Origin of the sequence: Lentzea sp. NPDC005914 (genome assembly GCF_040629405.1) — a bacterium.
Taxonomy (GTDB): Bacteria; Actinomycetota; Actinomycetes; order Mycobacteriales; family Pseudonocardiaceae; genus Lentzea.
On record NZ_JBEXVQ010000016.1, the window covers coordinates 106,379 to 121,091 of the forward strand.

The following is a 14,713-nucleotide window of genomic DNA, read 5'->3' on the forward strand; positions in this document are numbered from 1 at the left end:
TGAAAGGTGGCATCCCCCGTGCTCCACCGCACCGCCACAGAACGTGGCAGCGCGAGACAGAACGAACGCCGTGCTCCCCTTCGGCAACGGTCCTCCCGCATCGCGTCCTTCGCCGCACTCGCCGTCGCCCTCGTCGCCTGTTCCCCCGCGGGCGCGAAGTCGGGCGACGCACAGCCGGCCACCACCACGACGTCCGCCACGTCGAGCAGCGCCGCTCCTTCCTCGAGCGAGGCGCCGTCCTCCAGCTCCGTCGCACCCACGACGACGACCCCGAAGCCCGCACCGCCCGGCACCCCGAAGCCGCCGGCGCAGCCGGGTATGACGGGCTGGCCCGCCGCCGGGAACACCGGCGTCAAGAACGGTTCCCTGCGTCCGCTCAAGGGCGACCAGCTCATCGACGTGCGCTGGCTCAAGGACCACGGCGCGCGCGGCTCCGGCAACGCGGGCGACCCGTTCGTCTTCGAGAACTACGAAGTCGACGGCATGGTCCACATCAACGTGCCGGACGCCACCCAGGTGCTCGTCCAGCAGAGCCGGATCTATGGCGGCGACAACCACGCGATGTGGATCGAGAACGGCACCGTCACGGTGCAGGACAGCACGATCTCGCCGCGCACCGGCGGCCTGTCGGGCAACGGCATCTTCGCCTACGACCGCGGCACGTTCCTGCGCAACAACATCTCGGGCTTCAACATCCCGATCATCATCCAGGGCCAGGGCCCGTACCTGATCCAGGACAACTTCCTGCACGACATCTGGTTCAAGGCCGGCGACCACACGGATGTCATCAACATCAACCCGAACGGCTCCAACGGTGTGATCAAGCACAACTACATCGACGGCATCCGCTCGGACGGCCAGTACACGCACAACGGCATCGGCATCTACAACGACGCCACGCCGGGCGCGGGCACCGCGGTCAGCAAGAACTGGACGATCGACGGGAACTACATCACCCGCTCGAACCACCTGATCTTCGCCGCCGCGTCGCCGCCGTTCGTGATCAAGAACAACGTGCTCACCACCCAATTCCAGTACGCCCCGTTCCACAACGCACTCGGGGGCGCTACGGACGGTGGCGGGAACGTGGACCAGAACGGCAAACCGGTCAAGATCGAGGGCTGACGTGAAATAGCGCGTCACTCGCAATGACACTGAGGGCTACCTCGGCGACACCTTGTGTTGCCGGAGTAGTCCTCAGGCGTTTCTCAGGTCCACGGAACGTAACGGCGGGACAGGCCTCCTCGATCTAGAGGTCGTAGACATCGCGGCCGGATTCCCGGTCGCAGTTCGCCTCCGGAGGACCCAGCTCGTGGATTCACTTCCCGCAAGACCTCTGGCCGTGGTCGTCGTCACCTACAACAGTGCGAGCGTCATCGGCGGATGCCTCGAGGCCCTGCCGGTCGCGCTGAGCGGGGTGCCGGACTGGCAGGCCGTGGTCGTGGACAACGCGTCCGCGGACAACACCGTGGAACTGGCTGAGGCCACGGGCGCGAAAGTCGTGCGGCGGCTGGGCAACGACGGTTTCGCGGCGGGGGTGAACGCGGGCATCGCCGCGGCGCCCGGCTGCGACGTGCTGGTGCTCAACGCGGACATCCGACTGGAGCCCGGCGCGGTCGCGGCGCTGAGAGCCGCGGTGCGACCCGGTGTCGGGATCGTCGCGCCGAAGCTCGTTGGTGAGAACGGTGTCGTGCACCACTCGGTCCGCCGCGAGCCGACGCCGTTGCGCGTGCTCGGTCAGGCGGTGCTGGGCGGCACGACAGCGGGGAAGTACCCGGCGCTGGGCGAGATCGTGGTGCGGCCCGGGGACACCGCCGACTGGGTCACCGGCGCCGCGTGGCTCGTCACCGCGGAGTGCGTCGACGCGATCGGCACGCTCGACGAGCGGTACCTGCTGTACTCCGAGGAGACGGAGTACATGCTCCGCGCGCGGGACAAGGGTTTCGCGGTCCGCTACGAGCCCGAGGCCGTCGCCGTCCATCTCGGCGGCGAGTCCGAGACCTCGGCCCGGCTGTGGGCGCTGCTGCAGGCGAACCGGGTCCGGTTGCACCGCGAGCGTCACGGCCGGCCGCAGTCCGTGCTGATGTGGTTCGCGGTGGCGTTGAACGAACTTCTCAGGATCCACCGGCCGCGGCACCGGGCCGCCTTACGAGGCTTGATCGGCATGCGGGAGTGGCCGGAACCGTTGGACACGAACAAGAACAACGCTGCTTACCTGTGCTTCTCCGCTCAGGACTGGTGGTACCACAACCGGGCGCACTCCGACTTCCAGCTGCTGCGCCGGGTCGCGAAGCACCGGAAGGTGTTGCTGGTCAACAGCATCGGCCTGCGCATGCCGCTGCCCGGCCGCAGCACCCAGTTCCTGCGCCGGATCTTCAGGAAGCTGAAGAGCGTCGCGATGCTGGTGCGCCGCCCGATCCCGGACACACCGGGATTCCACGTGATGACACCACTTCCGCTGCCGTTCTACGGAAAACCGTGGCTGCGCAAGCTCAACTCGGTGCTGGTGCGGGCCCAGGTCCGCGCGGTCTGCCTCGCGCTGGGCATGCGGGCACCGGTCGTCGTCGCGACCATCCCCACGTCGTGGGACGTGATCAAGCCGGTGCCGCGCGCTTCCCTGGTCTACAACCGTTCTGACCGCCACTCGGCGTTCCCCGAGTCGGACCAGGTGACGATCAAGGCGCTGGAGGACGAGCTCCTGGAGCACTCCGACCACGTCCTCTACGTCAGCCGCGCGCTGCAGGAGGAGGACGAGCCCCAGACCGGCGCCCGTGGCCACTTCCTCGACCACGGCGTCGATCTGGACCACTTCCGCCGCCGCGACCAGCTCCCGGCGGACATCGCGTCGATCCAGGGCCCGGTGATCGGGTTCTTCGGCAGCCTCGACGACTACCTCGTGGACTTCGACCTGCTGGAGCGGGTCGCGAAGGAGATCCCCGAGGCGCACCTGGTGCTGATCGGTGACGCCACCTGCTCGATGGAGCGGTACGAGAAGTACTCGAACGTCACGTGGCTGGACTTCCGGCCGTACGAGCAGATTCCCGCGTACGGCACGGCTTTCGACGTCGCGCTCATGCCGTGGCTCGACAACGACTGGATCAAGCACGCGAACCCGATCAAGCTCAAGGAGTACCTCGCGCTCGGACTGCCGATCGTGAGCACCGACTTCCCCGAGGTCCAGCACTACACCGACCGCGTCCGGGTCGCGGCAGGCGCGGACGACTTCATCGAGCAGATCCGGCTGACGCTGAAGGACGGCGGCATCGGCACTCCCGAGCAGCGCCGCCGTTCGGTGCTGTCGGCCTCCTGGGACGCCCGTGCCCGTGACCTGATGCGTCTCGCCGAGGGAGAAGCCTGATGTGCGGCATCGCCGGAGTCCGGCGTTTCGACGGCGACCCGGTGGACCCGGCGCTGCTGCGGGCCATGGCGGCCACGCTGCACCACCGCGGCCCCGACGACGCCGGCGTGTGGGCCGACGGTTCCACGGGATTCGCGCACACGCGGCTCTCGATCATCGACCTCGCCGCGTCGACGCAGCCGATGGCCACGCCGGACGAGCGGCGGCACATCGCGTTCAACGGCGAGATCCTCAACTACCGCGAACTGCGTGAGGAGCTCACCTACCCGTTCCGCACCGGCGGTGACACCGAGACGCTGCTCGCGCTGTACGAGCGCGACGGCGTCGACGGCGTGCGGAAGCTGCGCGGCCAGTTCGCCTACGCGATCGACGACGCGGAGTCCGGTGACCTGCACCTGGTCCGCGACCGGATGGGCATCCTGCCGCTGTACTACTACTCCGACTCGAAGGTCTTCGCCTTCGCGTCCGAGATCAAGGCGCTGATCCCGCTGATCGGCGACCGGGGCGTGGACCACGCCTCGCTGCACGACTACCTCGCCCACCGGTCGGTGCCCGCGCCGTACACGCTGGTCGACGGCGTGCGGAAGGTGCTGCCCGGCCACCGGCTCACGGTCTCGCGGACCGGCGAGATCACCGAGACGCCGTACTGGGAACTGCCTGCTCAGGGCCTCGTGCGCGACTGCACGCCCGAAGAAGCGGTCGCTCTCGTCACCGAGGCACTGGAACGGTCGGTGCGGGATGCACTGGTCGCGGACGTGCCCGTCGGCGCGTACCTGTCCGGTGGCGTCGACTCCAGCCTGATCACCGCTCTCGTCGCCAAGGCGCGGGGTGGCGGCGAGCTGCACACGTTCTCCGCCGGCTTCGGTGACCCGCGGGTGGACGAGCTGCACTGGGCCGAGAAGGTCGCGGCCGAGGTCGGCAGCGAGCACCACAGCGTCATCGTCACCGCCGACGACTTCCGGGAGAACTGGGGCAGGCTGAGCCTGCACCGGGACGCCCCGCTGTCCGAACCGGCCGACGTCGCGGTGTTCAAGCTCGCCGAGCTGGCCCGCCGCGAGGTGAAGGTCGTGCTGTCCGGTGAGGGCAGCGACGAGCTGTTCGGCGGCTACCCCAAGTACAAGTTCGCCGGCGCGACCCGCTGGGCCGGAATCGCTCCGGCCTGGCTGCGGCACGCGGCGTTGTCGAGGCTGGAGAACTCGCTGCCCGCCAAGGCCGCCCGCTTCGGCGTGGCGCTGCGGGCGATGGCCGAGCCCAGCGCGGCCGCCCGGATGCGCGGCTGGTTCGCCCCGTTCACGACCGCCGAGTCGCGGGCGTTGCTCGGCGGCCCGGCGACCCGCGCCATCACCCCTGCTTACAGCCGCGGCCGTGGCGACGCGCTGAGGCGGATGCTCTACGCCGACTCGCACGCGTGGCTGGCCGACAACCTGCTCGAACGCGGCGACCGGATGTCGATGGCGGCGTCGCTGGAGCTGCGGCCGCCGTTCCTCGACCACCGGGTCGCCGAGCTCGCCTTCACGCTGCCCAGTTCGGTGAAGGTGCGGCGCGGCACGACCAAGTGGGTCGTCAAGGAGGTCGCGCGCGAGCACCTGCCCGCCGACGTCGTGGACCGCCCGAAGTCCGGCTTCAAGGTGCCGCTGGACGCCTGGTTCCGCGACGGGCTGCGCGACATGGCCCACGACCTGCTCACCGGGCCGTCCTCGTTCGTCGGGGGTGTACTGGACCCGGCGGGCGTGCGAAAACTGCTGTCCGAGCACGACTCGGGCGGCCGCAACGAACAACCGCGCTTGTGGACCCTGCTCTCGCTCGAGGTCTGGCACCGCGAGCAGGCGAGGACCTCGGAGGTGGCGGAATGAGCGAGGGAACGAAACGTTCGCGTAGGCTCGTGCTCACTGGGGCACGGGAAAAACCTGGGGCGGACGTGGATTTCGTTAGCGCGCTGAAGGTGCTGCGCAGGCGATGGGTGACGGTGCTGGTCGGGTTCGGCCTCATGACGGTCGCCGGTGTCGGGATCATGATCGCCGTTCCGCCGACGTACCAGGTCAAGGCATCCGACGTGCTGCTCGTGCCCGCTCAGGTCGGCTCGTCGCAGGCGGGCCAGGCCAACCCGTACCTCGGGTTCGGCGGCTCGCTCGGCATCGTCGCGCAGATCACCGCGCGCAAGATGAACGACTTCACCACGATCGAGCAGATGAAGCAGGCCGGCGCGACGGGGGAGTACCTCGTCGACATCGTGCCCGGCGAGGCGCCGATGCTGTCGGTGACCGCCACGTCCAAGAGCGAGGCGGAGGCGCTGCGCACCGCGCAGATCGTCGAGAAGGCGATGACGGACAACCTGCGGCAGTCGCAGGTCGACCTGAAGGCGCCGGCGCAGTTCCTCATCACGACCAACCCGATCACGCTGCCGTCCCACGCGGAGATCCAGCGCGGCAGCCAGCTGCGGGCTTTGGCCGGCATGCTCGTGGTCGGGCTCGCGGGGACCGTGCTGGCGGCGTTCGTGATCGAGAGCGTGAAGACGCGCCGCAAGCAGCGCTCGCTCGTCGAGGAGTCGCTGGTCGGCAGCGCGGACCTGCCGCCGGTCGTGGACAACCCGAAGCCGCCGGTCCCCACGCCGGCTCGTCCGGCCACGCCCGCGCGCCCGCCGACGTCGGGACCACCGCCGCCCGTGGTGCACAAGACGGGGTCCGAGGAGACGCACCGGTTCCGGCCGGTGCAGGTGCCCGCCGCCCAGAACGGTGCTGCCCAGATCGGCGCCGCCCAGACCGGTGTGGCCAAGACCGGTGTGGCCAAGACCGGTGTGGCCAAGACCGGTGTCGCCCAGAACGGTGTGGCCAAGACCGCCACCGCCCAGAACGGTGCGGCCCAGAAGAGTGTCGGCAAGAACGGCGACGTGCAGTGGCCGAGCGAGGAGGGCTCGTCGCCCGCTCCGCAGACCGGGCGCGAGTGACCGGTGCTGGACTTCCTCCGCCGACCCGAGCCCGGTGACGCGCGAGGCCTGCTGACCGTCTACGCGGTACTGCTGTTCTGCCTGCCCGCGCAGATGATCATCGGCCCCCTCGGCGCCAGCGGCACCCCCGCGGGTGTCGTCGGGATGGGCATGCTCCTGTTCTGGCTGATGGTCCGGATGCTTCCCGGCAACGGGGTGCAGACCGGGCTGCAGCCGATCAGGCTCGTGGTGCTGGCGTTCGCCGGGTCGATCATGCTGTCCTACGCGTGGGGCGTGCTGAACCCGTTGCCCGCCGACCAGCTTTCGGGCGCGGACCGGGCGATCCTCACGCTGATGTCGTGGTGCGGCATCGCGTTCGTGGCCACGGACCTGTTGCGCACGCGCAAGAGCGTCGAGTTGCTGTTGCGCACGCTGGTGATCCTCACGGGCATCATCGCCGCGATGGGATTGCTGCAGTTCGCGACCGGCTTCAACATCGCCGAGCTGTACCACATCCCCGGATTGAAGATCAACTATGTCATCGGGTCGGTGACGGACCGGTCCAACTTCCGCCGCGTCTCCGCCACCGCCTCGCACGCCATCGAGTACGGCGTGGTGCTCGCGATGATGTTCCCGCTCGCGTTGCACCAGGCGTTCTACGTCAAGACGCACCGCTGGCTGTGGCTCGGGCTCGTCTCGCTGATCGGCCTGGCCAGCCCGATGTCGGTGTCGCGGTCGGCGACGCTGGGCCTGTTCGTCGCGTTCATCGTGCTGTTCGCCGGGTGGTCCGGTCTGCGCCGCGCGGTCGCCCTGCTGGTCGCGCCGGTCGCGATCGTGGTGCTGCGCCTGCTGATCCCCGGTCTCGTCGGCACGATCACCGGCCTGTTCACCGGCTGGCAGGACGACCCGAGCATCCAGGGCCGCACCGACGACTACGTGGTGGTCGGCGAGTTCATCGACAAGTCGCCGTACCTCGGGCGCGGGTTCGGGACGTTCCTGCCGAAGGCGTTCATCACGCTGGACAACCAGTACCTCGGCCAGATCGTGGAGACCGGGTTCATCGGGCTCGTCGCGCTGATCACGCTGTTCCTCGTCGGGATCTTCTCCGCGCGCGGGGTGAGGGCGCGGGCGACGGACGACGAGATGCGGCACCTCGGTCAGGCGCTGTGCGCGTCGATCGCGGTGGCCGCGCTGTCGTTCGCGACGTTCGACGGGCTCGGCTTCCCGATGATCAGCGGGTTGACGTTCCTGTTGCTCGGCATCATCGGCGCGCTGTGGCGGTTGTCGCGGCGGGCTCTCGACGAACCGGCCAAGCCCGTGGTGGGGCCTGAGCGGCAGAAGGTGGCGCTGTGAAACTGGGATTCGCCTGCAGCTGGGATCCGGTGCCGGAGCCGACGTGGTCCTACACGCCGTGGAACCTCCGCGAGGCCTTGCGGTCCCGGGCGGACGTCGTCGACCTCGGCGTGACGCACTCTTCGTTGGTGCGGCTGGGGTTGAAGGCCGCGCACGCCCGCCGTGTGAACGGGCAGTGGGTGTCGATGTGGCGGCACTCGCGCGGGGCTCGTTCCTACGAGGAGTCGGTGCTGCGCAAGGCGTGCCGGTCGTTGGCGCCTGACGCCGTGCTGCAGATCCAGGACCTCGCGGTGCTGGACCGGCCGTACTTCCTGTTGCAGGACCTGAGCTACGACGTGCTGCTGGAACTGCTGGCGCGCGAGGGTTCGCTGACGCACTTCCCGTCGTTGTCGCCGGATTCGGTGCGGTGGTCGGCCGACCGTCAGCGGCGGGTGTACTCGTCGGCGGCCGGGGTGTTCGCGATGTCGCGCTGGTTCGCCGAGCACCTGGTGTCGGTCACGGGCCTGCGTTCTTCCCGCGTGCACGTGGTGAACCCCGGCATCTCGGCTCTGTCGGGCGCGGTGCCCGACTCGGTGTTCGCGCGGCGGATCTCGTCGCGGCGCAAGCTCCTCATGGTGGGCAAGGACTTCCACACCAAGGGCGGCGACCAGGTGGTGCGGGCGTTGTCGGTGCTGCGGCACGACGTGGACCCGTCGATCACGCTGACGGTCGTGGGCCCGACGGAGTGGCCGCTTCCCGGTGAGGTGCCCGACGGGGTCTCGTTCCTCGGACGGCTGCCGGTGTCCGAGCTGGCGGACCTGTACGACGCACATGACCTCTTCGTGCTGCCGTCGCGGTTCGAGGGCTTCGGGATCGCGTTCGCCGAGGCGTTGTCGCGGGGGTTGCCGTGCGTGGGCAGGGACGCGTTCGCGATGCCCGAGATCATCTCGGCGGGACGCACGGGGGAGCTCGTGCGGTCGGAGGATCCCGAGGACCTGGCGAAGGTGATCGCGTCGGTGCTCGCGGACGACTCGATCTACCAGAACACCTGGGAAGCGCGTGAAGAGGCAGCTAGGCACTACTCGTGGGACCGCGCGGCCGAGGACGTGGTGCGGATCGCTGGACAGGGGTGAAAGTGGCGCTTTCCGCTGCGACGCGGCGTTTTCTCCGCAGGTCCGCTGACACCGTGTTGTCCCCGGTCGGCTCGATCCGCGGCGGCAAGACCGATTCCCGCCTGGTCGCCCTGACCTACGACGACGGTCCCGACCCCGTCGGTACCCCGGCCGTCCTGGAAGCGCTGGCATCACTCGGTCTGAAAGCGACGTTCTTCCAGCTCGCCTACCGGGCCGAGCGCCATCCCGAACTGGTGCGCGCGGTGCTCGACGAGGGCCACGAGATCGCGTTGCACGGCGTCGACCACACCCGCCTCACGTCCTTGCCGCGAGGCGAAGTGCGTGGCCTGCTGGAGAACGGCCGGGAGCGACTGTCCAAGGTGGCCGGTCGTGACGTGCGGATGTTCCGCCCGCCCTACGGCGCCCAGTCGCCCGCCACGTACGCCGCCACCCGCCGCGCGGGCCTGATGCCCGTGGTGTGGGGACCGACGGTCCGGGACTGGGTGGACGGGGAAGCTCCCGAGGTCGCCGCGCGCGGACTAGACGGTCTGCACCCCGGCTCGATCATGCTGATGCACGACGGTTTCGAGGTGCCGCCCGGCGACACGACGCCGGAGCCCACGTTCGACCGGGGCGACGTCACCCGTGAACTGGTAGCCGAACTGCGAGCCCGCGACTACGAGCCGGTGTCGGTCAGCGAGCTGATCACGCACGCCAAGCCGTGGCGCTCCGCCTGGTTCAGGAACTAGAGGACATCGGCACCGGCGACGACGCCTCCGTCGCCACCAGCGCGGGCTTGCCGGAGCCGTCCGCCGGCACCTGGAAGACCGAGCTCTTCCCCGTGGAACCGGAAATCGCGCCGTACGCGAGGGTGTTGTCGTCGAGCCACGCGGCCTGGTCGTCGATGCCGCTCGTGTCCGGCAGCACCCGCTCCTGCCCGGTGGCGAGGTCGAGCACGGCCAGCTCCCAGCGACCCACCCACCGCGTGGTCTTCTTGTACGCGACGTGCTTGCCGTCAGGGGAGAGCGACGGGCACTCGGGTCCGATTCGGACGGTCTCCAGGGTGCGCGCCGATAGATCGCCCTTGACCAGCCACCGCCGGCCCGCGCCGAGGAACGTCGCGTAGAACGTGCGGTCGTCGGACCCGACCGTCAGGCCCCAGTAGTTGGCGTCGGCCGCGTGGTACGGCTTGCCCTCCACAGTGGAGCTGAACACCTCCAGGGACTCCACGACCGTGTCCGTGCGCAGGTCGTAGTAGCCGGTGCGGGTCGAGAACCCGCCGGGCGCGACGTAGGAGTCACCGGACACGAACACGGTCCACGACACGACCTTGCCGGAAGCCGAGACACGGGCACGAGAAGGCACACCGGGCAGCGGGATCGTCTTCACGACCTTGCCGGAAGAGTCCATCACCGCGGCCTCGAACGTCGGCCCGACACCCGCGAGCCGCAGGCACACCGTGGTGCCGCCGGCGGTGTAGACCCGCTGGCAGCGCATGCCCGTCGCGTTGCGCGGTCCGTCCGCTGTGGACAGTTCGGCGGTCGCCACCGCGTCGTTGCCGCCCCTCTGGTCGATGAGGGTCAGCAGACGCCCGGAATGGGCCTGCACCTGTGCGACCGGCCGTGCGGCGATGCGGTAGACGTAGCCGCCGGTCGCGAGCACGACCAGCACCACCAGGACCACCCCGATCACCACGCGGTGCCCGGCGAACCAGGACTTCACGCGGCAGCTCTCCTTCTGACCACCAGGACCACGAGCAACGAGACGGCGAGCCCGCCGCCGGCGACGACGACCGCGGCGAGCACGGACGCGTACTGCAGCAGGAAACCGAAAGCGATGGAGGACACCAGCTTGGCCAGGGCCTGACCGGTCTGCACGACGGCCAGGCCGGAGCCGCGCAGGTCCTCGGGGATCATCGAGCCCGCCCACGCCGACAGCACGCCGTCGGTGGCGGCGTAGAAAGCGCCGTGCAGCACCAGGGCGATCACCGCGACGGCGTAGCCACCGCTGGGGGCCAGCAACAACACGTACACGCCGAGCAGCACCACGTGGCCGGCGAAGAAGATCTTCCAGCGGCCGACGCGGTCCGAGAGCCTGCCCAGCGGCGTCGCGAGGAGCAGGAACGTCAGCGCGGTGCCCAGCGGCAGCAACGGCAGCGCGCCCAGCGGGATGCCGGTGGTCTTCTGCACCAGCACGAACACGAACGCGTCGGACATCGTGGCCAGGCCGAGGATCGCGGCCACGATCGTCACGCGGGCGAACGGCTTGTCCTTCAGCAGGGCCAGGCCCGCCTTGATGTCCGGTGCCTTCTTCGCCGAGGCCGGTGCGGTCGGCCGTTCGCGCACGAAGAACACCAGAGTGATCACACCGAGGACCGCGAACGCGAAGCTGACGATGAAGATCGGGTCGGGCTGTGTCCCCAGGTTCGCGATCAGCAGGAACGTCACCAGCGGGCCCAGCATCGCGCCGATGGTGTCCATCGTGCGGTGCACGCCGAACGCGGTACCGAGCTGGTGTGAGGGAACACTCAGCGAGATCAGGGCATCACGCGGTGCGGTGCGCAGTCCTTTGCCCGCACGGTCGGCGGCGAGCAGTCCGCCGATGCCGAAGGCCGACGCGCCGACCAACGGGAACGCCAGTTTCGTGACCGCGGACATGGCATATCCCACACCCGCGACGGCCTTGGGACGGCGCAGCCGGTCCGCGACGTGGCCGCCCACGAGGCGCAGAACCGCTGTGGCGCCGGTGTACAGGCCGTCGAGCAGTCCGAACTGCACGTAGCCGACGTGAAGTGTGAACAGGAGGTAGACCGGCAGGAACGCGGTGACCATCTCGGCGGAGACGTCCGTGAGCAGCGAAACAGCGCCGACAGCGACAACCGCGCGTGGCACGCCACCCAGCTTGTTGCCGTGCTCCGCCCGTGCTGACGCCACGTACACCCAAACACCGCCTTCTTCCAGGAGTGCCTGGACGCCTGAGTTCTCCGACTGCTACATCGGCGGACCGGGGGTGTTGTTACACCGTCTGGGCGCACGCGGGCGCCCGCGTTGCGGTCCTTTGGACGCGACGCGTAACTCTTCGGGCGTCGATGACGACCTACGAGGCGTCGGCCCCCGTTGGAAGTAGGGACCTTTGAGTGCTCCGCATGTGCTGATCATCGTGCAGAACCTGCCAGTGCCGCTGGACAGGCGCGTCTGGCTGGAGTGCCGCGCGTTGACCGCCGCAGGCTACGAGGTGTCGGTGATCTGCCCGAAAGGTCCGGGAGATCCCGCCTATCAGCTCCTCGACGGAGTGCACCTGTACAAGTACGCACCGCCACCGCAGGCCGAAGGTGCGCTGGGGTACGCGTGGGAGTTCCTGTACTGCTGGGTGCGCACGGCGTTGCTGAGCGTGAAAGTCCGTGCCCGCAGGCGATTCCACGTGATGCAGGCGTGCAACCCGCCGGACACCTACTGGGCGCTGGCGCTGCTGTGGCGGCTCGGTGGCGTGAAGTTCCTCTTCGACCACCACGACCTCAACCCCGAGGTGTTCCTCTCGCGCTTCGGTGAACCCCAGGGCGTGGCGGGCAAGCTGCAGTACCGGATCCTGAAGTGGCTGGAGCGCCGCACGTTCCGCACGGCGGACCGGGTGACGTCGACCAACACCTCGTACCAGAAGATCGCGTGGACGCGCGGTTCCGTGCCGCCCGAGCACACCAGCGTCGTGCGTTCCGGCCCGGACACCACCGTCATGCGACCTGTCGAGGGTGTGGACGAGCTGCGACGCGGCGGCAAACACCTGGTGGCCTATCTGGGAATCATGGGCCCGCAGGACGGCGTCGACGGCGTGCTCGAAGTCGCACGGAGAGTTGTTTTCGACCGCGGCCGCACCGACGTCAGGTTCGCGCTGCTGGGCTTCGGCGACTGCCTGGAAGACCTGAAGAAGCAGGCCACGGCCTGGGGCCTCGACCCGTACGTGGAGTTCACCGGACGCGTTGGGCCCGAACAGATCACGCGTTATCTGTCCACGTCGTCGGCGGGCCTCGGTCCTGATCCGTTGTCGCCTTTGAACGACGTGTCCACTATGAACAAGACCATGGAGTACATGGCCTACGCTCTGCCGGTCGTCTCGTACCGGCTGACGGAGACCGTGGTGTCCGCCGGCGACTGCGCCGTCTACGTCGAGCCGGGGGACGTCGAGGCGTTCACCACGTCGCTGCTCGACCTGCTCGACGACGCGGAACGCCGTGGCCGCCTCGGCTTTGAGGGCAGACGTCGCTGCGAGGCCGAGCTCGACTGGCGCCCGCAGGCCGAGAACTACGTCGCGGTGTTCGACGGGCTCACCGGCTTCGCCTCACGGGGCCCGTTCCCCGACGGCAGGCCCGCGCTGACCCCGGGCACCGACCAGTGGGGCAACAAGATGATCGACGTGAGCGACGACGCCGTGCTTCGTGCGTTCGCCGTCAACCGAACGGGAGAATGATGTTCGTCAGAAGGATCGCGGTCGTCGGCACCGGGTACGTCGGCCTGACCACCGGCGCGTGCCTCGCGTCGCTGGGTCACCGCGTGGTGTGCGCGGACGTCGACCAGGCCAAGGTGGAACGGCTCTCGCGCGGTGAGGTCGACATCCTCGAACCGAAGCTCGCGGACCTGGTGAGCGAGGGCATCGCGTCCGGCCGGTTGTCCTTCGTGCTCGGCGCGTCCGCCGCGGTGGCCGACGCCGAGGTCGTGTTCCTGTGCGTGCCCACGCCGATGGGTGTCGGCGGCGTCGCGGACCTGCAGGCCGTCGAGTCCGTTGTGGACGAGACGCGCGACCTGCTGCCGTCCGGCTGCGTGATCGTGAACAAGTCCACTGTGCCCGTGGGGACCTCGATCCGCACCGCCGAGCTGCTGCGCCGCGACGACGTGGCAGTCGTCTCGAACCCCGAGTTCCTGCGCGAGGGTTCCGCGGTCCACGACTTCCTCAACCCCGACCGGATCGTCGTCGGCTGCGACCAGCAGGACGCGGCCGAGCGCGTGGCCGCCCTGTACGCACGCCTGGGCGCGCCGACGGTGCTGACCGACGCCGCCTCGGCGGAGCTGGTCAAGTACGCGGCGAACTGCTTCCTGGCGATGAAGCTCTCGTACGTCAACGCGGTGGCGGAGCTGTGCGAGCGGCTCGGCGCGAACATCACCGACGTCACCGAGGGCATGGGCTACGACAAGCGCATCGGGCAGGCGTTCCTGTCGCCCGGCCCGGGCTGGGGCGGCTCGTGCCTGCCCAAGGACACCCACGCGATGCTCCAGGCCGCGGACGCCGCCGACTTCGAGTTCCGGCTGCTGCGCGCCACGATCGACACCAACGAGCGCCAGCGCACGCGGATGGTCGAGAAGGTCCGTCTCGCGGTCACCGGCAAGCGCGGTGGCTCGCTGTCGCACGTGCGGCTCGGGATCCTGGGCCTGACGTTCAAGGCGGGCACGGACGACCTGCGCGACTCGCCGGCACTGGCCGTGGCGGCGCTGCTGAAGCAGGCCGGTGCGGACCTCGTGGGCTACGACCCCGCGCTGGCCGGTGGCACGGACCTCGGTCCGGTGTCCGTTGTGGACGATCCGTACATGGCGGCCAAGGACGTCGACGCGCTCGTCGTGCTGACCGAGTGGCCGGACTTCCGGTCGCTCGACTGGGGACGCCTGGCCGAGACCGTGCGGCAGCCGGTCGTCGTGGACACGCGGAACATCCTGGACCCGGACGTCATTCGCCGAGCAGGTTTCACCTGCACCGGACTCGGCCGTCGCTAGTCCATTTGAGACAGTCCTTTTAGCTCAATGGTGTAAGTGGGCGCGCGAGATTCGTGTGCTAGCGCTTTGATTCCCGGCAACACCCGGTGGGACACGCTCGCCGGGTCTTGTCGGGGAGGTTCCCACCGATGGACGCGTTGACGAGCATGGTGATGGGCGTCGTGAACCAGGCCAGCGGCCTGCTGGCTCAGGCCAGTGGTCTCGTGCAGGGCCTGCTGTCCGGGCTCGGGAT

The 14,713-nt window shown here is 69.3% G+C and carries 11 protein-coding genes; 9 read left to right on the plus strand and 2 right to left on the minus strand.

The window, feature by feature from the left end; translation table 11 throughout:
• The first annotated feature begins 18 nt into the window (after window positions 1-18).
• From ABZ345_RS23320 to ABZ345_RS23350, 7 genes are all read left to right on the plus strand, one after another.
• Window positions 19-1,125: a hypothetical protein gene (locus ABZ345_RS23320; RefSeq protein WP_359852328.1), complete on the plus strand. Its 1,107-nt coding sequence runs from the start codon at window positions 19-21 to the stop codon at window positions 1,123-1,125.
• Between the two features lie 187 nt (window positions 1,126-1,312).
• Complete coding sequence (locus ABZ345_RS23325; RefSeq protein WP_359852330.1) at window positions 1,313-3,358, plus strand: glycosyltransferase; 2,046 nt, start codon at window positions 1,313-1,315, stop codon at window positions 3,356-3,358.
• Window positions 3,358-5,211 (plus strand): asparagine synthase (glutamine-hydrolyzing), encoded by a 1,854-nt coding sequence (gene asnB / locus ABZ345_RS23330; protein WP_359852333.1) that lies wholly within the window; start codon window positions 3,358-3,360, stop codon window positions 5,209-5,211. The genes ABZ345_RS23325 and asnB overlap by 1 nt, the downstream gene beginning before the upstream one ends.
• 65 nt (window positions 5,212-5,276) lie before the next feature.
• Complete coding sequence (locus ABZ345_RS23335) at window positions 5,277-6,302, plus strand: hypothetical protein (protein WP_359852335.1); 1,026 nt, start codon at window positions 5,277-5,279, stop codon at window positions 6,300-6,302.
• A gap of 3 nt (window positions 6,303-6,305) precedes the next feature.
• Complete coding sequence (locus ABZ345_RS23340; protein WP_359852338.1) at window positions 6,306-7,634, plus strand: O-antigen ligase family protein; 1,329 nt, start codon at window positions 6,306-6,308, stop codon at window positions 7,632-7,634.
• Window positions 7,631-8,746, plus strand: a complete 1,116-nt coding sequence (locus tag ABZ345_RS23345; RefSeq protein WP_359852341.1) for a glycosyltransferase family 4 protein — start codon at window positions 7,631-7,633, stop codon at window positions 8,744-8,746. Before ABZ345_RS23340 ends, ABZ345_RS23345 begins: the two co-directional genes overlap by 4 nt.
• A gap of 53 nt (window positions 8,747-8,799) precedes the next feature.
• Window positions 8,800-9,474, plus strand: a complete 675-nt coding sequence (locus ABZ345_RS23350) for a polysaccharide deacetylase family protein (protein WP_359852343.1) — start codon at window positions 8,800-8,802, stop codon at window positions 9,472-9,474.
• Here the strand turns inward: ABZ345_RS23350 and ABZ345_RS23355 are convergent.
• Together ABZ345_RS23355 and ABZ345_RS23360 are read right to left on the minus strand one after the other, a co-directional pair.
• Window positions 9,464-10,447 (minus strand): hypothetical protein, encoded by a 984-nt coding sequence (locus ABZ345_RS23355; protein WP_359852346.1) that lies wholly within the window; start codon window positions 10,445-10,447, stop codon window positions 9,464-9,466. The genes ABZ345_RS23350 and ABZ345_RS23355 overlap by 11 nt on opposite strands.
• Complete coding sequence (locus tag ABZ345_RS23360; RefSeq protein ID WP_359852348.1) at window positions 10,444-11,664, minus strand: MFS transporter; 1,221 nt, start codon at window positions 11,662-11,664, stop codon at window positions 10,444-10,446. The genes ABZ345_RS23355 and ABZ345_RS23360 overlap by 4 nt, the downstream gene beginning before the upstream one ends.
• Window positions 11,665-11,857: 193 nt before the next feature.
• On the opposite strand from ABZ345_RS23360, the gene ABZ345_RS23365 reads away from it, so the two are divergent.
• Entirely contained in the window at window positions 11,858-13,186 is a 1,329-nt protein-coding gene (locus ABZ345_RS23365) for a glycosyltransferase family 4 protein (RefSeq protein ID WP_359852350.1), read from the plus strand.
• Window positions 13,186-14,481, plus strand: coding sequence for a UDP-glucose/GDP-mannose dehydrogenase family protein (locus ABZ345_RS23370; protein WP_359852353.1), 1,296 nt, complete (start codon window positions 13,186-13,188; stop codon window positions 14,479-14,481). The genes ABZ345_RS23365 and ABZ345_RS23370 overlap by 1 nt, the downstream gene beginning before the upstream one ends.
• The last annotated feature ends 232 nt before the right edge of the window (window positions 14,482-14,713 follow it).

What these genes read in the sequence shown, in the direction of transcription:
- asnB (WP_359852333.1), top strand. Translation starts at nt 3,358, where the DNA reads ATGTGCGGCATCGCCGGAGTCCGGCGTTTCGACGGCGACCCGGTGGAC.
- ABZ345_RS23370 (WP_359852353.1), top strand. Translation starts at nt 13,186, where the DNA reads ATGTTCGTCAGAAGGATCGCGGTCGTCGGCACCGGGTACGTCGGCCTG.